The sequence below is a fragment of the Nocardia sp. NPDC004340 genome (genome assembly GCF_053602575.1).
Genome location: NZ_JBSGDW010000003.1, coordinates 202,266 through 223,261 on the forward strand (window position 1 = coordinate 202,266; position 20,996 = coordinate 223,261).

The 20,996-nt window shown below is 71.2% G+C and carries 24 protein-coding genes; 14 read left to right on the plus strand and 10 right to left on the minus strand.

The features are described from left to right. The first annotated feature begins 21 nt into the window (after window positions 1–21). The 3 genes from ACWEOI_RS13015 (at window position 22) to ACWEOI_RS13025 (ending at window position 2,686) form a co-directional block, all read left to right on the plus strand. Window positions 22–915, plus strand: coding sequence for a TIGR03619 family F420-dependent LLM class oxidoreductase (locus tag ACWEOI_RS13015; protein WP_452359719.1), 894 nt, complete (start codon window positions 22–24; stop codon window positions 913–915). A 91-nt stretch (window positions 916–1,006) separates the two neighbouring features. Beyond that, window positions 1,007–1,360, plus strand: a complete 354-nt coding sequence (locus tag ACWEOI_RS13020) for a DUF1801 domain-containing protein (RefSeq protein WP_433665877.1) — start codon at window positions 1,007–1,009, stop codon at window positions 1,358–1,360. Between the two features lie 117 nt (window positions 1,361–1,477). Next, window positions 1,478–2,686, plus strand: a complete 1,209-nt coding sequence (locus tag ACWEOI_RS13025; protein ID WP_452359720.1) for a hypothetical protein — start codon at window positions 1,478–1,480, stop codon at window positions 2,684–2,686. Here the strand turns inward: ACWEOI_RS13025 and ACWEOI_RS13030 are convergent, their stop codons facing one another. From ACWEOI_RS13030 to ACWEOI_RS13040, 3 genes are all read right to left on the minus strand, one after another. Beyond that, window positions 2,687–4,705, minus strand: coding sequence for a DUF4153 domain-containing protein (locus ACWEOI_RS13030; protein WP_452359721.1), 2,019 nt, complete (start codon window positions 4,703–4,705; stop codon window positions 2,687–2,689). Window positions 4,706–4,793: 88 nt separating this feature from the next. Then, entirely contained in the window at window positions 4,794–5,723 is a 930-nt protein-coding gene (locus ACWEOI_RS13035; protein ID WP_433673362.1) for an ATP-binding protein, read from the minus strand. Between the two features lie 116 nt (window positions 5,724–5,839). Further along, window positions 5,840–6,517 carry a response regulator gene (locus ACWEOI_RS13040; protein WP_379277847.1) on the minus strand — a complete coding sequence of 226 codons (678 nt, stop codon included), beginning with the start codon at window positions 6,515–6,517 and terminating at the stop codon, window positions 5,840–5,842. A gap of 119 nt (window positions 6,518–6,636) precedes the next feature. On the opposite strand from ACWEOI_RS13040, the gene ACWEOI_RS13045 reads away from it, so the two are divergent. From ACWEOI_RS13045 to ACWEOI_RS13060, 4 genes are all read left to right on the plus strand, one after another. Beyond that, window positions 6,637–7,188, plus strand: coding sequence for a hypothetical protein (locus tag ACWEOI_RS13045; protein WP_452359722.1), 552 nt, complete (start codon window positions 6,637–6,639; stop codon window positions 7,186–7,188). A 146-nt stretch (window positions 7,189–7,334) separates the two neighbouring features. Next, window positions 7,335–7,931 carry a copper chaperone PCu(A)C gene (locus ACWEOI_RS13050; protein WP_452360132.1) on the plus strand — a complete coding sequence of 199 codons (597 nt, stop codon included), beginning with the start codon at window positions 7,335–7,337 and terminating at the stop codon, window positions 7,929–7,931. After that, the gene (locus ACWEOI_RS13055) at window positions 7,924–9,153 is read left to right on the plus strand and encodes a Dyp-type peroxidase (RefSeq protein ID WP_452359723.1); all 1,230 of its coding nucleotides are present in this window, start codon (window positions 7,924–7,926) and stop codon (window positions 9,151–9,153) included. Before ACWEOI_RS13050 ends, ACWEOI_RS13055 begins: the two co-directional genes overlap by 8 nt. Before the next feature lie 70 nt (window positions 9,154–9,223). Beyond that, window positions 9,224–9,559: a YnfA family protein gene (locus ACWEOI_RS13060; RefSeq protein WP_379277844.1), complete on the plus strand. Its 336-nt coding sequence runs from the start codon at window positions 9,224–9,226 to the stop codon at window positions 9,557–9,559. A 153-nt stretch (window positions 9,560–9,712) separates the two neighbouring features. Here the strand turns inward: ACWEOI_RS13060 and ACWEOI_RS13065 are convergent, their stop codons facing one another. After that, entirely contained in the window at window positions 9,713–10,348 is a 636-nt protein-coding gene (locus ACWEOI_RS13065; protein ID WP_452359724.1) for a TetR/AcrR family transcriptional regulator, read from the minus strand. Window positions 10,349–10,467: 119 nt separating this feature from the next. On the opposite strand from ACWEOI_RS13065, the gene ACWEOI_RS13070 reads away from it, so the two are divergent. Next, window positions 10,468–11,919 carry an MFS transporter gene (locus ACWEOI_RS13070; RefSeq protein ID WP_452359725.1) on the plus strand — a complete coding sequence of 484 codons (1,452 nt, stop codon included), beginning with the start codon at window positions 10,468–10,470 and terminating at the stop codon, window positions 11,917–11,919. Next, complete coding sequence (locus ACWEOI_RS13075) at window positions 11,916–12,602, plus strand: SGNH/GDSL hydrolase family protein (protein WP_452359726.1); 687 nt, start codon at window positions 11,916–11,918, stop codon at window positions 12,600–12,602. The genes ACWEOI_RS13070 and ACWEOI_RS13075 overlap by 4 nt, the downstream gene beginning before the upstream one ends. Window positions 12,603–12,700: 98 nt before the next feature. Here ACWEOI_RS13075 and ACWEOI_RS13080 read toward each other — a convergent pair whose 3' ends face one another. Then, window positions 12,701–13,051: a hypothetical protein gene (locus tag ACWEOI_RS13080; protein ID WP_213555781.1), complete on the minus strand. Its 351-nt coding sequence runs from the start codon at window positions 13,049–13,051 to the stop codon at window positions 12,701–12,703. A 206-nt stretch (window positions 13,052–13,257) separates the two neighbouring features. Here ACWEOI_RS13080 and ACWEOI_RS13085 point away from each other — a divergent pair, with 206 nt between their 5' ends. Next, on the plus strand, window positions 13,258–14,244 hold the full coding sequence (locus ACWEOI_RS13085) for a glycosyltransferase family 9 protein (protein ID WP_433665886.1): 987 nt from the start codon (window positions 13,258–13,260) through the stop codon (window positions 14,242–14,244). Here the strand turns inward: ACWEOI_RS13085 and ACWEOI_RS13090 are convergent. Together ACWEOI_RS13090 and ACWEOI_RS13095 are read right to left on the minus strand one after the other, a co-directional pair. Then, window positions 14,241–15,152: an EamA family transporter gene (locus ACWEOI_RS13090; RefSeq protein ID WP_433665887.1), complete on the minus strand. Its 912-nt coding sequence runs from the start codon at window positions 15,150–15,152 to the stop codon at window positions 14,241–14,243. The two genes, ACWEOI_RS13085 and ACWEOI_RS13090, sit on opposite strands and share 4 nt — an antisense overlap. Before the next feature lie 98 nt (window positions 15,153–15,250). Then, complete coding sequence (locus ACWEOI_RS13095) at window positions 15,251–15,577, minus strand: ArsR/SmtB family transcription factor (protein ID WP_379099958.1); 327 nt, start codon at window positions 15,575–15,577, stop codon at window positions 15,251–15,253. 257 nt (window positions 15,578–15,834) lie between these two features. Here ACWEOI_RS13095 and ACWEOI_RS13100 point away from each other — a divergent pair, with 257 nt between their 5' ends. Together ACWEOI_RS13100 and ACWEOI_RS13105 are read left to right on the plus strand one after the other, a co-directional pair. Then, window positions 15,835–16,464 (plus strand): peptidoglycan DD-metalloendopeptidase family protein, encoded by a 630-nt coding sequence (locus ACWEOI_RS13100; RefSeq protein WP_433665888.1) that lies wholly within the window; start codon window positions 15,835–15,837, stop codon window positions 16,462–16,464. Between the two features lie 193 nt (window positions 16,465–16,657). Further along, window positions 16,658–17,698 (plus strand): hypothetical protein, encoded by a 1,041-nt coding sequence (locus tag ACWEOI_RS13105; protein ID WP_452359727.1) that lies wholly within the window; start codon window positions 16,658–16,660, stop codon window positions 17,696–17,698. Here ACWEOI_RS13105 and ACWEOI_RS13110 read toward each other — a convergent pair. Then, window positions 17,649–17,975, minus strand: a complete 327-nt coding sequence (locus ACWEOI_RS13110) for a hypothetical protein (RefSeq protein ID WP_033086730.1) — start codon at window positions 17,973–17,975, stop codon at window positions 17,649–17,651. The genes ACWEOI_RS13105 and ACWEOI_RS13110 overlap by 50 nt on opposite strands. A 196-nt stretch (window positions 17,976–18,171) precedes the next feature. Here ACWEOI_RS13110 and ACWEOI_RS13115 point away from each other — a divergent pair, with 196 nt between their 5' ends. Continuing rightward, window positions 18,172–18,507: an RNA polymerase-binding protein RbpA gene (locus tag ACWEOI_RS13115; protein WP_213555785.1), complete on the plus strand. Its 336-nt coding sequence runs from the start codon at window positions 18,172–18,174 to the stop codon at window positions 18,505–18,507. 69 nt (window positions 18,508–18,576) lie between these two features. Here the strand turns inward: ACWEOI_RS13115 and ACWEOI_RS13120 are convergent, their stop codons facing one another. Next, window positions 18,577–19,662 (minus strand): response regulator transcription factor, encoded by a 1,086-nt coding sequence (locus ACWEOI_RS13120; protein WP_452359728.1) that lies wholly within the window; start codon window positions 19,660–19,662, stop codon window positions 18,577–18,579. A gap of 128 nt (window positions 19,663–19,790) precedes the next feature. On the opposite strand from ACWEOI_RS13120, the gene ACWEOI_RS13125 reads away from it, so the two are divergent. After that, the gene (locus ACWEOI_RS13125) at window positions 19,791–20,210 is read left to right on the plus strand and encodes an ester cyclase (protein WP_452359729.1); all 420 of its coding nucleotides are present in this window, start codon (window positions 19,791–19,793) and stop codon (window positions 20,208–20,210) included. Here the strand turns inward: ACWEOI_RS13125 and ACWEOI_RS13130 are convergent. After that, the gene (locus tag ACWEOI_RS13130) at window positions 20,204–20,986 is read right to left on the minus strand and encodes an ABC transporter permease (RefSeq protein ID WP_452360133.1); all 783 of its coding nucleotides are present in this window, start codon (window positions 20,984–20,986) and stop codon (window positions 20,204–20,206) included. The two genes, ACWEOI_RS13125 and ACWEOI_RS13130, sit on opposite strands and share 7 nt — an antisense overlap. Between the last annotated feature and the right edge of the window lie 10 nt (window positions 20,987–20,996).

Consider the following 20,996-nt stretch of genomic DNA (forward strand, 5'->3'; position numbering starts at 1 on the left):
CTGTCTGGTATCACCGGAGGAGTGAAAATTGGTTTCTCGCTTCCACAGTTCGGTGCCCTGGCCCGGGAGGGCGCACGGATCGCGCAGTACGCGACGGCGTTGGAGGAGGCGGGCGCCGACAGTTTGTGGGTGGGTGACCGGCTCATCGCCGCGACCAACCCGTCGGTCGGGTACGGCGGGACCGACCGGATTCCCGACGAGTTCAACGCGGTGCTGGATCCGTTCCTGGTGCTGGGGATCGCGGCGGCGGTGACCGAGCGGGTGCGGTTGGGCGCGAATGTGCTGATCGCGCCGATGTATCGGCCCGCGCTGCTGGCGCGGTCGCTGACCACGATCGATGTGGTGAGTCAGGGGCGGCTGATTCCCGGATTCGGGATCGGGTGGTCGCCGGAGGAGTACGAGGCCGCGGGTGTGCCGTTCGCGCAGCGCGGGGCGCGGCTGGACGAGACCCTGGACGCGCTCGAGGCCATCTGGTCCAGCGACCCGGCCGGGTACGAGGGCCGGTTCGTGTCGGTGCCCGAGCATCGCAGCGAGTTGAAGCCGGTGCGGCGGCCCCCGATTCACCTGGGCGCGTTCAATCCGGCCGCGTTGGCCCGCATCGGGCGGCGCGGGGACGGGTGGCTGCCGGTGGTTCCGGTGCCGGGTCCGCCCGGATGGGGCAAGCAGCTGCTGGCTCTGCGGGGGATGATCGACGACGCGGCGGTGGCGGCGGGTCGTGATCCGGCTGCCATCGGGACGGTGCTGCGGGTGAACGTGGCGGCGGGCACCGATCTCGAGCAGGTGGCGCAGACCGTCGAAACGGTCGCGGCCGATACCGGATTCGACGACTTCTTCATCGACCTGCTCTACGTCACCGACTCCGTCGACGGCATGCGGGACGCGGCGTTGCGGCTGCTGGAGCGGCTGAACGGCTGAAACGCCTGGCATCGGTCCGGTGCGGGCGGACGGCCCGGTACCGTCGAGTCGGACGAAGCTCTCTCCCCGAGCCACGGAAGGGTGGCCGTACATGACAGAGCCCGAGACCGTCGACGACTATCTGGCCGCCCAGCCCGCCCCGGCCCGCGCCGCCCTCGAGAAGATTCGCGCCACCATCCACGCCGCCCTGCCCGACGCGTCGGAGACCATCAGCTACCAGATCCCCGCGGTGCAGGTGAACGGCAAGGCCGTCATGTATTTCGCGGGCTGGAAGACCTTCCTGTCGGTGTACCCGGTGCCCGCCGGTGACGACGGGTTCCAGCGGGCGATCGCGCCCTACCTGAAGGGCAAGGGCACGTTGAAGTTCCCGCTGCGCGACCCCATCCCCTACGACCTCATCGGGGACGTCGCGGTCCGGCTGGCCGCGCAGCGCGGAGGCCGCTGACCTCGGGATGGGCGTAACCGGCCGGCAACGGGCATACTCGATCCCGTTGTGCCACAGGGCCGCCGGGCGACCGTCCGGGAACACGGCCCGGGTTCGTGTCGAAGGGAGTCCCGACCGGTGCGGTTGCGGGCGAATCCGGTCGTACTGGCCGGAGTCATCGGGGTCGGAATGCCGGTGCTCGCCGCGGGGGTGATCGCGGGGCTCACCATCGACGACGGTGACAGTGGGCCGGACTCGGCGAGCAGAACCACGACCACACCGGAGGCGGCGACTCCCCAACCCACATCTGCGGCGCCGACCGCGACTCCGGTGGCCACGCTCGCCGCGGACCCGGATCCGGTGGGCTTCCAACCCGATTCGATCAACTTCGTCTCCGCGGACGAGGGCTGGGTGCTGGGCCGCAGCTATCCGTGCCCGGCCCTGCTGTGCCAGGCGTTGCGGCACACCACCGATGGGGGGCGCACCTGGCGGGAGATGCCGCTCCCGGCACCGCTGCGCGACGCCGGTCACCATGGTGGATGGGTGAAGTTCGCCGACGCCCGCAACGGCTGGATCGGGACCCGCGACAAGCTGTTCGCCACCCACGACGGCGGAACCAGCTGGCGTGAGACCGATATCGACATCAAGACGGCGGAACCGGCCTGGTCGCTCACCGTGTCCGAGGGCGCCGTCTGGGTGGCGGCCGCGCGAGCCGATGAGCAGACCGCGGTGTTCACCAGCCCCATCACTCGCGACGCGTGGACCGGACCGATCGAGGTCGCGGTGCCCGGCGCCGGCGGCCCCTACCCGGTCCCCGTGGTGTCGGCTGCCGGAAGCCGTGCCTGGATGGTGGTCACCGGCCGCGGCAGGAACGGCGCCCGCATGGTCGACGGCACCTGGACGCCGTGGCAGTTGCCGTGCGGGAGCAGCGGGCCCGCCGACTGGCACGCGGTATCGGAGAAGCGGCTCGTGGCGCTGTGTGGTCTCCCGGCATCCGCTGACGGCAGCGCCACCCGGGTGGTGACCTCGGTCGACGGGGGCGTCACGTTCACCGAGACCGGGCAGCTGTCCCCGTCCCGGTCCGCCAAGGCCGTGTTGCTGCCCGCCGATGCCACCCATCTGGTCGCCGCCGTCGACGAACACCTGCTGACATCCACCGACGGCGGCGAGACCTGGACCACCGCCTACACCGCACCCGACCGCGGCTGGCAGCCGGTCTCGGGTGAGTTCGTCACCGAGACAACCGGTTTCGTGGTGCTGAGCCGCCCCGGAAACGGACCGGTGCCCACCATGATGCTCGTCACCCGCGACGCGGGTCAGAGCTGGACACCGGTCGGCTTCGGCTGATCAGCGGGTCGCGGTCGCGCGCGAGAAGTTCCAGCCCTGCCAGGAATCGTCCTTCAGGCGTTCGCGGACGGCATTCGCGATGGCGGAGCGCTGGGGCTCGGGCAGCCGGTCGGTGGCGGGCAGCACGTCCGGGGACAGGTCCGACAGGTAGTAGGTGTCGAGGGGCTTGCCCGACTGCCAGCGCGCGATATTGCGGTCGGCGACGAAACCCTCCGGGTTCAGGACCGACAGGGCGAGCAGGGTCGTCAGGGCGGCGCCGACGGCCACGCGCGGCACCCAGTACCGGCGCAGGCGCGCCAGGCTGGCGAGCAGCATCAGGTACACCAGGGCGATCCAGCCTTCGAACACCTGCACCAGCAGCCGCAGCAGGGTGAACCCGTACGCCTGCTGATAGGTCCACATGCGGTGCATCGCCGACGCCACGATCACCAGCGCCAGGCCGATCACCACGGCGATCGCGATCCGCAGCCAGCGGCGCTCGGTGACATCGTCCTGCGCGGCGAAACGCAGCACGACACCGATCACGGCGAGAGTCAGCAGGCTCACGACCAACAGCTGCCAGAAGCCGCTGCGCGCGTACTCGGCGTAGGTGAGGCTCGCGGTGCGCTGCACGTAGCCGTCGCCACCGAACAGCACCGCCACCTGGGTGGCCACGAACGCCGCGAACACGATCGTCAACGCGCCCACCGGGATTCCCCACTCCAGCGGCGAGAACCGGCGCACGCCCCGGCCCTGGCCGGAGTGCGAGTCGTCGTCCACCGCCGCCGGAGGCGGACCGGCCAGCAGGTACAGCGCCCCGGCCACCCCGGACCCGGCGACCAGGAACACCGCACCCCACCGCATCACGGCCGGAACGTCGACGGCCGGGATCAGCCCGTCCACCAGACCCGCGAACACCGCGTCGGCCCCCGCCAGCAGCGGCACCATGATCAGCAGCAGCGCGGCAGCCGCACCGATCGACCACCACACCCGCGCGGTGCCCGTTCCCACCCGCTCCCGAGTGCGGGTCATGGCCCGATACAGCCACGGCCACGAATTCAGGCCCGCGAACGGCACCGCGAGCACGTCGAACCAGGCCCCGTACGCCGACCGCGGCACCACCGCCAGCGACCCGGCCACCGCCGCACCGGCCAGGCACAGCACGAAAAGCCAGGGCGCGGCCCGGAAAGCACCCACCGACAGCAGGGCCAACGCCACACCCGTCCACCAGACACGACCCCAGGGCACGTCCCCGAGACCGGCGGGCAGCAGGCCACCGATACCCGTGACAGGCCCGGTGTTCGCCGACGACGGTGTTTCGGCCGCTGCCTGATCGGCGCGGGCCGCGTTGTCACTCGCGACATCGTCGCGGGCGTCACCGGGTTCGCCCGCTCCGCTCAGGCGCGTCTGCGGTCCCTCGTCCACGCGGTCGACGTCACTCCGGTCCGAGTCGTCCTCGGCGTTCCGCGCCGCGCGATCGACCGCGTACACCGTGCCGGTGATCGCGAGTCCGGCGAGCAACCATCCGATGCCGGGACGATCCAGGGGTACCAGTACCGCGGCCGCACACCCCGTAGCGGCCGTGGCGGCAAGCAACCCGTTCGGCGCCGGAACACGCTCCGACCGCGACGGAATCCGTTGCGGCGCAGCACGAAACGGCCACGGCTGAGCGGATGGTGGAACTGCGGCGGTACGGGGCTGCCACGCGCCCGGCCACGCGGCCGGCCACTGCGCGGGACCACCGGCACCCGTCGGCGCGGCACCCGCCATCGCAGGCGCCTGCTGCGGTACCGCGGCCGCCGAGACCAGAGGCCGGGTCGGATCGGCGAGTGCGGGATCGGCGATCGCCCCTCCCACCACGGGCACAGCCGCGTTCTCGGTGGCCATGGCCGGTTCGGGAACCGGCGCGGCGGCACGCTCGACCGACGCCGCCGGATCAAGGGCGGCCGATTCGACAGCCGGAGTCTCGGTGGCGGAGGAGCTCACCGATGCCGGTGCCGTGGGATCGGGAGGTGGTGTTGGTGTGGGTTTGTCGGGCATAGGTTCCTCCATCGGGGTGTGCGGGACCGGCCCGGGGAGCGCGGTGCGCCGCCGGGACACGGTCGGGAATGGGTGAAAAGACTGTCGGTCAGGATGAGGGCAGGGTGATGCGGATGCGGGAGCCCGGGTCGGCGACGGCGATGGTGCCGCCGTGCAGGTCGACGATCCAGCGGGCGATGGCCAGACCCAGGCCGGTGCCGCCGCCGCTGGCGCGGCCGCCGCGGGTGAAGCGTTCGAAGACGCGGGCGCGTTCGGCGGCGGGAATGCCGGGGCCGTCGTCGGAGACCTCGATGACGACGCGGCCGTGGAAGGTATGGGCGTGGACGCGGACCTCACCGTGGGCGGGGCCGTGACGGGTCGCGTTGTCGAGCAGGTTGAGCAGCACCTGGTGCAGGCGGGCGGGGTCGGCGTGCACGGTCAGGCCGGGGGCGACGGCGACGGTGAAGCGGACCGGCCGGTCCACGGCGGCGGCCATCACCTCCGCTTCGGCGACCACCTCGCTCAGCAGCGGCTCGAGCTCCACCGGTTCGCGGTCCAGGCGCACCGCGCCCGCCTCGATGCTCGACAGGGCGAGCAATTCCGAGACCAGCAGGCTCAGCCGCTGGGTCTGGGCGAGGGCGGTGCGCAGGGTCGCCGGATCCGGTTGGGCGACACCGTCGACCAGGTTCTCCAGCACCGCGCCCAGGGCGGTGATCGGGGTGCGCAGTTCGTGGGACACATTGGCGATGAACTCGCGCCGCTGCTGATCGGCGGCGGCCAGGTCGGCGGCCATCTGATTGAACGCCACCGCCAGCTGACCGACCTCGTCGCGGGAGGTGGCGCGCACCCGGCGCGAATAATCGCCCTGCGCCATGTGTTTGGCCGCGGCGGTCATCTCCCGCAATGGCATCGTCATCCCGTGGGCCAGCACCTGGGAGATCAGCAGCGCGAACACCATGGCGACGACGGTGGCGCGCGGCGGCAGCACACCGATGCGGATCGCGAAGTAGCCGAACGCCGCCGTGCCGGAGCCGACCATGAGGATCGCCAGTTTCGCCTTGATCGACGGCACCCGGTCCAGGGGCCGCGGCAGGCGCGCCGCCACCCCGTTCGCGAACGCCCGCACCCCGCTCGCCGGAGCCGCGGTCTCGCCGATCATCGGGTCTCCAGGGCGTAGCCGACGCCGTGTACGGTGCGAATGAGGTCGGCGCCCAGCTTGCGGCGCAACGCCTTGATGTGGCTGTCCACCGCCCGCGTGCCCGAGGCGTCGGCCCACCCCCACACCTCGCTGAGTAGTCGTTCGCGCGCGAGCACCGTGCGCGGCCGCCGCGCCAGGTGCACGAGCAGTTCGAATTCCAGTGGTGTGAGCTGTGTTTCGCTGTCCGCGCGCCACACCCGCCGCTGATCGGTGTCGATGCGCAGGTCACCGACGAGGATGGTGGCCACGGTCGCGGCGGTGCGTTCCACCCGGCGCAGCAGGGCGTGGACGCGGGCGGCGAGCACCCGCATGGAGAACGGTTTGGTCAGATAGTCGTCGGCGCCGACGCCGAGCCCGACGAGCATGTCGGTCTCGTCGGTGCGGGCGGTGAGCATGAGCACCGGGACCGGGCGGCGCGCCTGGATGCGGCGGCACACCTCGAGTCCGTCGAAACCGGGCAGCATCACATCCAGCACCACCAGGTCCGGATCCCCGGCCGCCTCGGCCGCCACCCCGGCGGGACCGTCGTGGGCGATGTCGACGACGTAGCCCTCGGCGCGCAGGCGCGCGGCGATCGATTCGGCGATGGTCGGCTCGTCCTCGACCACCAGGATCCGGCGCGCACTGGTTTCCATGCAGCCGACATTAGGCAACCGGCGTGGAGATCGAACGCGCCGCGTGTGGAGATGTTGTGGAGACCCAGGTCATACCACCTGGAAACATCGACGACGACACGACGTCGTAGCATGACGCGGTGCGCTCACCGACGGATCACACCGCGCGCCTGCGCGGCGCTGCCGTCGGCGCGTCCTCGGGGGCGGTCGCCATTCTCGCGCACGGACTCGGCGGTGGCGCGACCCTGACCCAAGGCTCCGCGCTACCCCTGCTGGTGGGCGCGTGCACGGTGATCGGGGTCGTGGTGGCGACGCTGCGGCCACGCTACGGGCTCGCCGGGACCATGGGTCTGCTGGCGGCCGGGCAGGCCCTCGGGCACGCGGCACTGTCGATGCCGCCCGGGCACCATCATCATTCGACGCCCGCGGGCATGCTGATCGCCCACCTGGTGGCGATCCCGGTGGGCGCGCTGGTGATTCGCGCCGCCGAGACCGGCCTGCGCCGCGCTGTCACCGGTGTGCGGCGGTTCCTGCTCGCTCTCGGCGCGGTCCTCACCCCGCCGACACGGCCCGTGCACGCGCGGATGGCCGATGATCGGGCCGAGGCTCGGCGTCTGCTGGTCAGTCCGGGGATCGGACGTCGCGGCCCGCCGGTGGCCGCCGCCTCGTCCATCCACCTCGCGCCGATCTAGGTCCGCGACACCCGTTTCCCACGCCGTCGATGAGCTCCACGGGCTCGCTCGACGAATCAGCGCTGCGCCGAACGGGGTTCGCCCGGGACCGATCCGGGGTGGTCCTTCCCTTCACCCCTGACCTACGGAGTACCCCCATGTCCCAGATGCCCTTCGCCCACGGATTCCGGTTGCGCACCGGCGGGTTCGCGCGCCGCGTGGGCGCGGCCGCCGCGATCTCGACACTGGCCCTGCTGCCCGTCGCCTGCTCGAACTCCCCGTCCGCCTCCGACACCGCGGGCACCGCTGCCGAGCAGATCACCCTGACCGATCAGTGGATCAAGGCCGTCCCGACCGTGAACCCCGCCGAGCACCCCATGTCCGGCGCGTTCGGCGTCTTCCACAACAAGTCCGACAAGCCGGTCAACCTGGTCGCGGCCACCAGCCCCGCCTCGGAGACCGTCGAGATCCACGAGACCGCGCCCAACGGGGCGGGCGAGAAGATGATGCGCCCCAAGGCCGGTGGCCTGGTCATCCCCGCCCACGGCGACGCCACCCTCGCACCCGGCGGCGACCACCTGATGTTCATGGGCCTCAAGGCCCCGCTGCGCACCGGCTCGGAAACACCCATCACGCTGACCTTCTCCGACGGCTCGACCACGACCGTCACCGCGCAGGTGCGCGACTTCGCGGGCGGCAAGGAGAGCTACCAGCCCTCCGGCGACGGCGCGGGTTCCGGAGACAAGGCCGCCCACGGTGGCTGACCCGGCACAATCCCCCGCGCGAGTGTCGCGACGGCGACTACTCGGCGGCGGGGCCGTAGCGGCGAGCGCGGCCGGCGTCGCCGGGATCGGCTGGGGCGCGGCCACACTCACCCACCGTGAGCACGACCGCGACCCCGGACTGGACACCGTCGCCTTCCACGGCCCCCACCAGGCGGGCATCGCCACCGAACCGCCCCGGCACGCCACCTTCGCCGCCTTCGATCTCGCGCCGGGCGCGGGCCGCGAGGACATCATCGGGCTACTGAAGATCTGGACCGATGACGCCGCGCGTCTCACCCAGGGCAAACCCGCGCTCGCCGACACCGAACCGGAACTGGCCGCCCGGCCCGCCCGGCTCACCGTGACGGTCGGGTTCGGGCCGGGACTGTTCACCGCCGCCGGGCTCGACGCGCACCGCCCGTCCTGGCTGAAACCCTTGCCGCCGTTCACCATCGACCGGCTCGATCCCGCCTTCTGCGGCGGCGATCTGCTGGTGCAGGTGTGCGGGGAGGAGGCCACCACGGTCGCGCACGCGGTGCGGGTGCTGTCCAAGCACGTGAAATCGCTGGTGTCGATCCGGTGGGTGCAACGCGGGTTCCGGGACGCGCCGCGCGGGCAGACCATGCGGAATCTGATGGGGTCGGTCGACGGGACCGTCAACATCGCCCCGGCCACACCGGATTTCGATCGCCTGGTGTGGGACGACGGGGCACGGCAGCCGTGGCTCGCGGGCGGCACGTCGATGGTGTTGCGGCGCATCGCCATGAACCTCGACACCTGGGACGAGCTCGACGCCGACGGGCGCGCCCTCACCGTCGGGCGCACCGTCGACACCGGCGCGCCGCTGTCGGGGACCCGCGAATTCGACGAACCCGATTTCGCGGCGACCGACCGCTACGGCATCCCGAAGATCCCGCCGTCGTCGCACATCGCGCGCGCCCACCACGCGCACGACGGGGAACGGTTCCTGCGCCGCGGCTACAACTACGACGACGCGCCCGCACCCGGGCAGGTGTCGAAGTCAGGGCTGCTGTTCGCGTCGTTCCAGCGCGACGTCGAGGCCCAATACCTGCCGGTGCAGCAGCGGCTGGCCGAGTTCGACGCGCTCAACCAGTGGACCATCCCGGTCGGTTCGGCGGTGTTCGTCATCCCGCCCGGGGTGCCCGGGCCGGGCGGCTACCTCGGGCAGCGACTGTTCGAGAACGCCCCGGCGCGACCGTGATCGGCCCCGGCCGGACCGCACGCGAGGCGGTCCGGCCGGGGATCGCGCCCGGACTCTAGGGTGTGCTCCCATGACCGTGTTGCGATCGATCGTGTTGTTCGGGCTGGCCGCCGTCGCCGAAATCGGTGGCGCCTGGCTGATCTGGCAGGGGGTCCGGGAGCACCGCGGCTGGGCGTGGATGGGCGCGGGCGTGATCGCGCTCGGCTGCTACGGGTTCGTCGCCACCCTGCAACCCGACGCCCACTTCGGCCGGATCCTCGCCGCCTACGGTGGCGTGTTCGTGGCGGGATCACTGCTGTGGGGCATGGTATTCGACGGATTCCGGCCCGACCGCTGGGATGTGATCGGGGCGCTGGTGTGCGGGCTGGGGGTCGCGCTCATCATGTACGCGCCACGCCCGGCATGAAATACACCGGCGCATTGCTCCACGTGAAACCGGCTGCGCCCGAACTGCATTCACGCACTCCGCGCATTCAGGTCGAGGGTTGGCGATCAGTGCATCGAGTGCAATAAAGCCATGCGCGAACCGATCACGAATTCCCGCAGGTCACAGCCATGATCACCGCTGAGGCGCGGAACCGAGCAGGCCGTCGATGATCGCGCGCGCCGTCGGCAGTGCCGCCTCATCACCCAGACGGGTCGCGGTGTTCGCCGCCGACACCACCGCGTCGAACTGGAACGCGACTGCCCGCGGATCCAGTCCGGTCATCGCGCCCTGCTCCTGGGCGCGGCCGATCTCCTTGGCCAGCACCGTGAACCAGTCCACGCGATCGGCGGCCAGCGCGTCACGCACCGGGCCGGGACGGCTGTCGAACTCCGGCTGGCAGGCGCCCCGGAAGCAGCCGCCGGGCAGCACCGGCTCACCGATGTAGTCGAACCAGCGGTCCATCAGCGCGCGCAGCCGCGGCAGGCCCGGGTCCGCGGTGAGGGCCGGGCGCACGACATTGTCGATGAACACCTCGCGCGCGGCGGCCACCGCGGCCAGTTGCAGGTTCTCCTTGCTGCCGAACAGGGTCGCCACCCCGGACTTGCTGACCCCGAGGTCCTCGGCCAGCCGGCCCAGACTCAACCCCGTCAGCCCCTCGACGGAGGCGACGTCGGCGGCGTGGCGGGCGATGCTCGCGCGGGCCCGCGCGCCCTTGAGCCGACGCTGATCGGAAATCTCCTGGTCGGAAGCGTGCACCGGTTCGTCCATGAATCCATCCTCGCATCACCTGTTGCGTAAACGCACGATCGGTCGTACTTTTCAACAATACGAACGATCGTGCGTACTGTTTTGATCCCCGCTCCCGACCCTCACGCAGAGAGCCCGTCATGACCGACACCACCCACCGTCCGAGCGCCGACACCTCCCCACCCGCACCCGCCACCACCGGCACCCCCGCGACCGCCCCCGCCGACTCCGGCCGCACGGCCAAACTCGCCCTGCTCGTCGCCTCCGGCGCGGCCTTCATGTCCTTCCTCGACCTGTCCGTGGTCAATATCGCCTTCCCCGAGATCACCCGCGACTACCCCGACACCGCCGCCGGCACCCTCACCTGGGTGGTCAGCGGCTACGCCGTCGCCTTCGCCGCCCTGCTCACCCCCGCCGGGCAACTCGCCGACACCCTCGGCCGCGGCCGCGTATTCCTCACCGCCCTGGCCGGATTCGCCCTCACCTCCCTGCTGTGCGCCCTCGCACCCGGCGCCGAATGGCTCATCGCCGGACGGTTCCTGCAAGGCGGCACCGCGGCCTTCCTCATTCCAGCCGGTCTCGCGCTCGTCCTGAGCAGCAGCCCACCCGAACGCGTCGGCATGGCCATGGCCGCCTGGACCGCCGCGGGCGGATTCGCCGCGACCGTCGGCCCGGCCGTGGGCGGGGCACTCGTGGACTGGTTCGGGTGGCGGTCGGTGTTCGTCATCAACGTGCCCGTCGCGGCCGCGCTCATCGCCGCCGGATGGCGACTGGCCCGCGGCGAACACCGGCAGCCGCACGGACTGCCCGATCTCCTCGGGGCCGTCGCCACCGGACTCGGCATCGGCACCGTCGTCGCCGCGGTCACCCAAGGACAGCAATGGGGGTGGACCGACGCCCGCACCCTGGGCAGCGCGCTGATCGGAGTCGTCCTGCTGAGCCTGGCGTTGTGGCGGTCGCGGCGGCATCCGCGCCCGGCCATCGCCATCGGACTGTGGCACAGCCGCGCCTACGCTCTCGTCAACGCCGTCTCGTTCGTCTTCGGCGCCACCATGTTCGCGTGGCTGCTGGCCGGACCGCTGTGGCTCGACGCCATCTGGCAGTACTCCGTACTGGAGTCCGCGGCGGCCATGAGCATCGGCGCGGTCGCATCCATGATCACCGCGGTCGTCGCCGGCCGCGCCCCCGTGCCGTGGCAGCGCTGGCTCGGCGTGCTGGGCGCGTCGATGTTCGCCGCGTCCACCTTCTACATGAGCACCGGGGTCTTCGACACCGAGCCCGCGCTCTGGTCCGGGTGGGTGCCCGCCGGAATCCTGGGCGGCGGCGGCATCGGCATCCTCGTCACCGTGCTGGGCACCGCCGCCGCGCGGGCGCTGCCGCCGCAGCGGTTCGCGGCCGGGGTCGGCATGAACATCACCGCCCGCCAGTCCGGCGGCGCGCTCGGGGTCGCGCTGCTGGCCGCGGTGTTCGCCGCCCATCCCGGGCAGCCGCTGACCGCCTTCCACACCCTGTTCGCGTGCTGTGCCGCCATCGCCGTCGTCACGGCCGTGCTCGCGGCGCTGCCCATCCGCACCGAGGAGACCCCCTCATGACCGACCGCACCGAGAACACCGATCCCTACACGCTCTCCGATGCGGCGGCCGCCGCCATGATGCGCGCGGTGCCGTTCCGCCGCCTCGCCGTCATCGGCGACTCCACCGCCGCGGGCACCGGCGACCCGTGGCCCGGCTACGAAACCGTGTCGTGGGCGGACCGATTGGGCCGCTGGCTGCATGCCGCGCACCCCGACGCCGCCTACCTCAACACCGGCGTGGTCGGTGCGGTCATCGCCGACGTGCGCGCCGGGCAACTGCCCGCGCTCGAGGAGTTCGGGCCGGATCTGGTGGTCGTCTCCTGCGGCGGCAACGATCTGTTCCTGCGCGACGCCGGCCCGCTGACCGTGGAAGCCGATCTCGACGATCTGTGCGCGAGCGTCGCCGCCACCGGCGCGCGGCTCGCGCTGTTCACCCTCGCCGACGCCTATATCGGGCGACTGGCCCCGCTGCGGCCTCGGTTCGCCGAGTTCGCGCAGTCGATCCGCCGCATCGCCCACCGCCGCGACGCCGTCCTCACCGAATTCTGGGACCACCCCGCGCGGCTGCGCGAGGACTGGCTCTCGGCGGACCACATCCACCTCACCATGGCCGGGCACGCCGTGGTCGCTGCCGAACTCGCCAAGAGCCTGGCCCCTCACCACGCCCGCGAGGTGCCGCCCGAACTCATCGGACGGCCCTGACCCCCGAAACGACCGATGCCGCATCAGGTGCACGTACGCACCCGATGCGGCATCGCCGTCATTTCCCTATGTCGTCTCGCAGGCCCTCTCGCGGAGGATCACTTCCAGAGGGCGGCGATCAGCACGTTCAGGATCGCCAGGCCACCCGCGGCGTGGGTCATCCACGCGACCTCCTTGCCGCGCTTGGCGTCGGCGCGACCCATCTCGGCGAACGCGGCCACCGCCACGGCCACCACCAGCTTGGTGATGATCTTCGCCATGTTCGGGTCCTTGTGCAGCGAGTCGATCGACTCGGCCATGCCCACCAGGATCACGCCGGTGAGGACCTGCACGCGCGCACCCCACACCATCAGTTCCGACACGCGCGGCTGCGCGGCGGCGTATCCGCCGACCACGGCCGCCATACCCAGCAGATGAGCCGTCACCATGAGGTTGTAGACGAAGGTCATGGGTGTCACGGTAGTCGATCGGAACCCCACAACGACAGCCGGTAGTACCCGCGATTTTTCGCGAATCGGACACGGAGGCACCGACTGTCCGTGCGGACCGGTCCGAGGGTTTCGCCCCCGGACAGGCCGGGTAGTCCTCACCCGATGGTCCCCGCACGTGGTGGATCAAGGCGTTGTGGGCAGCGTGGCCGGCTAGGAGAGGTTCAGTGGCGGTTGTACTAGTGCTGCGAGCACGTGGACTCGGTGATCTGCTCACCGCTGTTCCCGCGTTGCGCGCGTTGCGCCGGGCCCGGCCCGGTGACCACATCGCGCTCGCCGCCCCCCATCGCCTCAAACCGATCGTCGACCTCATCGCCTGCGTCGACGAGATGATCCCGGTCGGCGACTTCGGGCTCCGCTGGGACGGCCCCGCGCCCGCGCTGGCGGTCAACCTCAACGGCCCCGGCGCCGAGGGCATCGTGGAACTCTCGCGCACCCGCCCCGAACGCATTCTGTCCTACCGCAATCCGGCCTTCCCCGACCTCGCCGGGCCCGCCTGGGAGCCCGATATGCACGACGTGGACCGCTGGTGCCATCTGCTCGAATACGACGGCATCGCCGCCGACCGCCGCAACCTCGGCCTGGTGCCCCCGGTCGCCACCACCAGCCACCGCGACGCCGTGGTCGTCCACATCGGCGCGGGCGCACCCGCCCGCCGCTGGCCACCCGACCGGTTCGCCGCGGTGGTCCGGCATCTGCTGGTGCAGGACCGCGAAGTCGTGCTGACCGGTGACGAATCCGAACGCGAGACCGCTTTCGGCGTCGCCTCCCGCGCGGGACTCTCACCGGCACGAGTCCTCGCGGGGCAGCAGAACCTCATCGAACTGGCCGCCACCGTCGCCGAAGCCGCGCTCGTGGTCTGCGGCGACACCGGCGTCGCGCACCTGGCCGCCGCTTTCGGCACCCGCACCGTGCAGCTGTTCGGACCCAACCCGCCCAGCCGCAGCGGCCCGCCCCCGCATCTGCTCGGCCGCCACGCCGTGTTGTGGGCCGGACAGTCCGGCGACCCGGACGCCGACGCCATCGACCCCGGACTGCTGAAGATCGGTGTCCCCGAGGTGATCAACGCCGCCGACAAGCAACTGCGCAAACGCCCATGGCCCGGCACCGGCCTCGACCGCCGCGCCCAGCAGGCCTACCGGCGCGTCGGCTAGACCCCCGTATCGGCGGCGGGCACCCGCGGATCCCGTTGCCCGGCACTGATACTCAACGCCGCCATCACCAATCCGATCCCGGCCAGCTCCGCCGCGCCGGGCCGCTGGGCCAGCGCGACCGCCCCGATCACCGCCGCCGTCGCGGGCAGCAAGGCCAGCAACAGCGCGAACCGGGCACGACCCACCCGGCGCAACACCACCTGATCCAGGGCATAGGGCACCGCGCTCGACAACACCCCGACACCCACGCCCAGCAGCCAGGTCCGCGGATCGGCGAAAACGGCCGGGGCGAGCGCACATTGGCGGGTCACCAGGATCGGGGCCAGCACGATCGCCGACACCGTCGTCCCGATCGCCAGCGCGTCCATCCCCGAACCCGTATCGGCCACCCGCTTGCCGAGCAGGATGTAGCCCGCCCACAACACACCCGCCAGCACCGCGAACCCGACACCGCCCGGCCCGGCCTCCGACGACACCCCCGCCAGCAGGAAGACACCGGCCCCCACGAGCGCGACGGCCAGCAGATCGCGGGCCCGGCGTGAACCCAGCGCCGCCACCGCGATCGGGCCCAGGAATTCGATGGCCACCGCGGTCCCGAGCGGAATCCGCGCGATCGCCTCATAGAAGGCGATGTTCATACCGAGGGTGACCACCCCGAACCCGGAGGCCACCAGCACCGCGCGACGCGTCCAGCGGGCGCGCCACGGCCGCCGCCAGATCAGCAACGCCACCCCGGCCGCCGCGGCCCGCAGCCAGGCGACCGTCGCCGGCTCGACCGTATCGAACAACCGCACGCCGATCGCGGCGCCCGCGTACAGCGACACCCCGCTGACGATGAAGACGAAGGGGACCGACCAGCCGGGCAGACCCACATGGCGTTGCCGCTGCACTCCGACCGACGTACCCACCTCGACACCGTATCGCCCGCTCGAGCAGGCGGACCGCGGCACGGCCGCACGTTCCCGGACTGCGGGACGCCACCGCGGCGGCGCACGGGCCCGGCGGTCTACTCCCCTTCCGGTGCGGCCTTCGCCTCCGACAGCGCGGCCGAGTAGGCGGCGATGGCGCTGGGCCAGAACTGCTCGAGATAGTCGCGGGCGTCGGCCAGGCCGCGCGGGTCCAGGGAGTACAGGCGGCGGTTGCCCTGCGGGCGCATCATCACCAGACGGGCCTCGCGCAGCACCTTCAGATGCTGCGAGACCGCCGAGCTGGTCACGCCCAGGGCCTCGGCGATCTCCCCGACGGCCTTGGGGCCTTGCGGCAGGGACTCGAAGACCGCGCGCCGGGTGTCGTCGGCGAGCGCACTGAGCACCTTCACTCCATTAGTGGGCACTTACATAGAGTGCCGCCAAGTCGATCGACGGTCAATACACGCGTTATCAACACAAGCCAACGTCATCGCAAAATTACCTGCGTGTCGTTATCAATCCGTAACAGTCGAACTGGGCTTTTGTACCAATGTGACGGTCGCAACAGGGTTTCTGAACGGAAGCTGAGATCTCGTAGCTTCGAGACATGCCCGTAACCGATTCGTTATCCCGTCTCCGGGGAACCAGCCGATACCGAGCAGCCGCGACCCGTGCCGTTGCCGTGACCGCCCTCGTCGGCGCGTCCATGGCCGCCCTCGTCGCCACCGACCCCGACGTCGCGCACGACTCCGTCGCCAACGCCGCCGTCGTGGAAGGCCAGTTCACCGCGTTCACCCCGCCCGAGGCCCAGCAGCCCCAGATCGTGCCGCAGGAAGTCATCGACTACCTCAACGGCCTCAACATCCCGCTGCCGCCGCTGCCCGGCATTCCGCCCGCACCGGCCCGGCCCGCCACCGTGCGGCCCGTCGACGGCCCGCTGACCTCCGGCTTCGGCATCCGCTGGGGCGCCATGCACGCCGGCATCGACTTCGGCGACGGCTTCGGCACCCCGATCCGCGCCATCACCGACGGTACCGTGATCGAGGCCGGCCCCGCGTCGGGCTTCGGCCTGTGGGTGCGCGTGCAGCAGGACGACGGCACCATCGGCGTCTACGGCCACATGCAGGACATCCTGGTCGGCGTCGGCCAGCAGCTGCGCGCCGGCGACGTGCTCGCCACCGTCGGCAGCCGCGGCTACTCCACCGGCCCGCACCTGCACTACGAAGTGCACACCGCCCCCGGCGCGCCCATCGACCCGATCGGCTGGCTGGCCGACCGCGGCGTCGACTTCGGTTTCGCCCCCGCGGACTAGACCCACCCGAACCCCAAGGCCACTCCGAGCACCGATGAGGGGTGCACGGATCGGTTTGTGCGACAACGTCGTCCGCACGATGGAGAACGGCCCCGGCGCTACCGCCGGGGCCGTTTCTCATACCCGGGTACGGGGTGCCCACACCACCGCCGGGGGACGTGCGCCGGCGGATCGCGAACCTACCGTCAGCCTCATGACCACGCTCGATCGTCCGACGCTCGCGCCGCTCACCGACTCCGCCCCCGGCCGCCGACTGCACCGGCCCCTGCTCGCCACCACCGCCGCCATGGCCGCCCTGGCCCTGTTCTGCCTGTGCGCCATGGTCTTCGACGACCGCGCGCTGCTCGGCGAGACGGTGTGGCTCAAACCCCTCAAGTTCGCCATCGCCATGGTCCTGTACTGCGGCACCCTGGCCTGGCTGGTGTCCTTCCCGCACCGCGGGCAGCGCCTGACCTGGTGGATGGGAACGGTCTTCGCCGCCACCGCCGTCGCCGACGTCGGGTTCGTCGTCGTGCAGGCCGCGCGCGGCACCTTCAGCCACTTCAACACCGAGACCGACGCGTTCAACACGATCGGCCAGAAGGTGTTCATGACCGGAGTACCGGGACTGTTCCTCGCGAATCTGGTGATCGCGGTGACCCTTTCGTGGCAGCGCGTCACCGACCGCCCCACCTCCATGGCCATCCGCACCGGCCTGGGCATCGCGGTCTTCGGGATGGCGCTGGGCTACACGATGGGCTACAGCGGCAAACAGCACACCACCGACGCCTACGGGCACCCGGTCACCCTGGCCGCCGGCCACACCGTCGAACACGGGCAGCCGACCGTCCGCGACGGGGTCGCGGGCATGCCGGTCACACACTGGAGCACCACCGGCGGTGACGTGCGGATCGCGCACTTCGCGGGCCTGCACGGCATCCAGCTGCTGATCATCGCCGCCATCGTGCTGGCCCGCCTCGCCCCCACCGTGGGGTGGCTGCGCGCCGAACGCACCCGCGCCCGGCTGATCGGGGTGCTCGCGCTCGGCTACACCGGCCTGGTGGCGACGCTGCTGTGGCAGGCGCTGCGCGGACAGCCCGTGACCTCACCCGATGCCGAAACCCTCACCGCGCTCGGTCTTGTCGCCACCGTCACGGCCGCGGGGATCGCGATCGTGTACGCGCTGAGCGGACGCACCAGCGAGCTCAGCGCAGCCGTTCGGCCTCACGGGTCAACGCCACCAATGTCGCGGTGAGATCGGCGAGTTCGATCATCTCCGCGCCTTCGGAGACGGCGGTGGCCACATCCTCGGCGGCACAGCGGGCGGCGAACCAGCGGTCGGACAGATCCGACACCTCCTGGGCGCTCAGGACCACCGAATCCTCGGGAATACCGGTGCCCTTCACACTGTTCCGATGCTCGTACGCCCGCTGGCGACACGATTGCCGGCAGTACCGGCGGCGGCGTCCGATCTCCGATTCGGCGATCTCCCGCCCGCACCACTGGCAGCAGGACAGCACGCGTCGAGACATGGTCCGAGACAATAGCGGTTTCCGGCCCCGACCGGGTGCAGTGGCACGCCGCAGCAAACCGGGCGACCCGCACGGGTAGGATGGCAGGGTTCTCCCCACGGGAACCGAAACGTGCGCGGCGGCGTTGACACTACGTACCGCAGCTGCAGAAACACTGAAGTAGAACATTGCCGACAGGCGAGAAGGGACCGCACTCATGGCAGATCGCGTACTCCGGGGGTCTCGGCTCGGAGCGGTGAGCTACGAGACCGACCGCGACCACGACCTGGCGCCGCGTCGGATGGCGCGGTACCGCACCGACAACGGCGAGGAATTCGACGTCCCGTTCGCCGACGACGCCGAAATCCCCCCGACCTGGCTGTGCCGCAACGGCCAGGAGGGCACCCTCATGGAGGGCACCACCCAGGAGCCCAAGAAGGTCAAGCCGCCCCGCACCCACTGGGACATGCTGCTCGAGCGTCGCAGCAAGGAAGAGCTCGAGGAGCTGCTGCAGGAGCGCATGGACTTGATCAAGTCCCGCCGCCGCGGCTAGCCGCCCAGCGACACGACGACACGGGTCCCCCGCACCATCGGTGCGGGGGACCTTGTTCTGTGTCGGGGGTCAGTGGGGTGAGCCGTAATGGGCGGCAAGCAGATTGGCCACCAGATCGCGGCGGCTGCGCACCCCGGACTTCTCGAAGATCGACTTCAGGTGCTGCTGAACCGTCAACGGGGAGACCACGAGGGTGTCGGCGATCCGGCGGGTCGAGTTGCCCGCCAGCACCAAGGCCGCGATCTGGTGTTCGCGCGGGGTCAGCGGGTAGGCGGCCAGTTTCAGGGGCGCGATCTCCGGGGCGCGGGCCGGTTCGAGGATGACCGCGATCGGGCCCTCGGGGTCCGCACCCGGGTCGGTGTGCAGCCGGGAGGCGTGGGCCACCAGCCAGCGACCCGCACGGGTGCGCAATCGAACACGGGGCACCGCAGGCGAATTCGGGTCCAGTTCCAGACTGCGCAGGCGCATGGCGACCGCCACGATCGCCTGCGGCAGGGTCTCGCGCGCGGGTTGGTCGGCGAGCTCGGCCAGCAGGACGCTCGCCTCGGGGGTACGGGCCAGCACGGTCCCGGCGTCGTCGAGCAGCAGCAGGCCTGGCGTGGGCTGCCCGTCCGCGGTCTCCACCTCCGACAGCAGCACCGCCGCGCGCAGGCCCTCGGCCAGATGCGCGGTCATGGCGTGCACGAAACCCACCTCATCCGCGCGGAACCCCTCCGGCGAGGGCTCCCGATGCAGGCACAACACACCCCAGCAGCTCTCCCCGGTCCGCAAAGCCGCGCGCAGTTCGTCGCCCATACCGAGTGGGGCGAGGATGTCGCGATAGCGGGCGCTGGTCTCGGGGAGGCCCCGGGTGGCGTCGAACAGGGTGCGGACCGGGTCGGGGGCGGCGGCGAGCGCCCGGAAGTGGTTCACGTCGTCGTCGAGGAACTCGTTGGCCAGGAACAGCGGGGTGGCCGCAGCCGGGATCTCGTCGATGACCGAGCCGGTGAACAGGACGGTGGCCGGGTCGGTGGTGGCCGCCCAGTAGGCGGCGATCGGGACGGCCGCGCGCAACGCGCTCAGCGATTCGGTGAGAACCGTGCCCGCGTCCAGCCCGGAGTGGCACAGGCGGACGATCTCACGCCGTGCCCGATCCGTCGATCGGTGCTGCCCCACCATCTCAGGCTACGGCCGCACCCGCGCCGACGGGATACCAGGTTTCTGGAATGTTCCCGGCGGCCGCGAGCGCGCACAGTCGGTACGAGGGCTCACCGCGAGCCCCGACCACCGATCGAGGAGTGATCATGTCCGAGTCGAACAAGGCGCTGATCGAGCGCTTCGTGAACGAATTCTGGAACGCGGGCCGGCTGCCGGCGGCCGATGAGCTGATGGCCCCCGATGTCGTCATCCACGCCCCCGAGGTCGGCGGGATCGAGGGCCTCAAGGCGTTCAACACCGCCATGCGCACCGCCTTCCCCGACTGGCATTCGACGCTGGAAGAGGTGGTGGCGGAAGGTGATCGGGTGGCCGAACGCTGGACCGGCCGCGGCACCCAGCTCGGCGAGTTCCAGGGAATCCCGGCGACCGGCCGCACGGTGGCGGTGCCCGGCGTCGTGTTCTACCGGGTCCGCGACGGCCGGATCACCGAATTCCGTGGCTCTTTCGACACGTTCGGCCTGCTGGGCCAGCTCGGAGCCGTGCCGCAGGCCCAGCCCGCTCAGTGACTGGCGACCTTGCGGTACTGCACCAGGGCCAGCGGCACCGCGATCGCCAGGATGCCCACCGAGCACAGGATCGAGTACTCGACACAGTGGTCGGCGACCCAGCCGGTGGCCGGGGTGAACGAGGGCGGTGACCCGTTGCCGAACAGTTTGCGCCCGGCCGCCGACACCGCGGTGATCGGATTCCAGGCGGCCACCGTGCGCAGCGGACCGGGCAGCGTCTCCCCGGAGATGAACGCCGAGGAGATGAAGGTCAGCGGGAAAAGCCAGATGAGCCCGGCACTCTGGGCCACCTCCACACTCGGCGACATGAGCCCGGTGATCGCGCCCACCCACGACATGGCGAAGGCGAACAGCAGGATGACGGCGAAGGCCAGCACCGCGTCCATGATCGCCCCGTTGATCCGCCAGCCGACCACGTACCCGCACACCACCATGACCGCCAGCGCCAGGATATTGACCACCAGGTCGGACAGGGTGCGGCCCATCAGCACCGCCAGCCGCGACATGGGCAGCGTCCGCATCCGGTCGATGATGCCCTTGTGCAGATCGTTCGCCAGGCCGACGGTGGTGAACGCCGCGTTGAAAGCGACTGTCTGCGTGAAGATTCCGGCGAGCAGGAACTCCCGGTACTGGCTGCCGCCCAGCGACGCGCCGAAGATGTAGGCGAACAGGAACACGAACATCAGCGGCTGGATGGTGGCGGTCACCAGCAGGGTGGGCACGCGCAGGATGGTGATCAGATTGCGATAGGCGACGATCGCGCTGTCCCGCACCACCCGCGGTAAC

What these genes read in the sequence shown, in the direction of transcription:
- ACWEOI_RS13020 (WP_433665877.1), top strand. Translation starts at nt 1,007, where the DNA reads ATGACAGAGCCCGAGACCGTCGACGACTATCTGGCCGCCCAGCCCGCC.
- ACWEOI_RS13030 (WP_452359721.1), bottom strand. Translation starts at nt 4,705, where the DNA reads ATGCCCGACAAACCCACACCAACACCACCTCCCGATCCCACGGCACCG.
- ACWEOI_RS13035 (WP_433673362.1), bottom strand. Translation starts at nt 5,723, where the DNA reads ATGGTCGGCTCCGGCACGGCGGCGTTCGGCTACTTCGCGATCCGCATC.
- ACWEOI_RS13040 (WP_379277847.1), bottom strand. Translation starts at nt 6,517, where the DNA reads ATGGAAACCAGTGCGCGCCGGATCCTGGTGGTCGAGGACGAGCCGACC.
- ACWEOI_RS13050 (WP_452360132.1), top strand. Translation starts at nt 7,335, where the DNA reads ATGCCCTTCGCCCACGGATTCCGGTTGCGCACCGGCGGGTTCGCGCGC.
- ACWEOI_RS13060 (WP_379277844.1), top strand. Translation starts at nt 9,224, where the DNA reads ATGACCGTGTTGCGATCGATCGTGTTGTTCGGGCTGGCCGCCGTCGCC.
- ACWEOI_RS13065 (WP_452359724.1), bottom strand. Translation starts at nt 10,348, where the DNA reads ATGGACGAACCGGTGCACGCTTCCGACCAGGAGATTTCCGATCAGCGT.
- ACWEOI_RS13070 (WP_452359725.1), top strand. Translation starts at nt 10,468, where the DNA reads ATGACCGACACCACCCACCGTCCGAGCGCCGACACCTCCCCACCCGCA.
- ACWEOI_RS13075 (WP_452359726.1), top strand. Translation starts at nt 11,916, where the DNA reads ATGACCGACCGCACCGAGAACACCGATCCCTACACGCTCTCCGATGCG.
- ACWEOI_RS13080 (WP_213555781.1), bottom strand. Translation starts at nt 13,051, where the DNA reads ATGACCTTCGTCTACAACCTCATGGTGACGGCTCATCTGCTGGGTATG.
- ACWEOI_RS13105 (WP_452359727.1), top strand. Translation starts at nt 16,658, where the DNA reads ATGACCACGCTCGATCGTCCGACGCTCGCGCCGCTCACCGACTCCGCC.
- ACWEOI_RS13110 (WP_033086730.1), bottom strand. Translation starts at nt 17,975, where the DNA reads ATGTCTCGACGCGTGCTGTCCTGCTGCCAGTGGTGCGGGCGGGAGATC.
- ACWEOI_RS13115 (WP_213555785.1), top strand. Translation starts at nt 18,172, where the DNA reads ATGGCAGATCGCGTACTCCGGGGGTCTCGGCTCGGAGCGGTGAGCTAC.
- ACWEOI_RS13125 (WP_452359729.1), top strand. Translation starts at nt 19,791, where the DNA reads ATGTCCGAGTCGAACAAGGCGCTGATCGAGCGCTTCGTGAACGAATTC.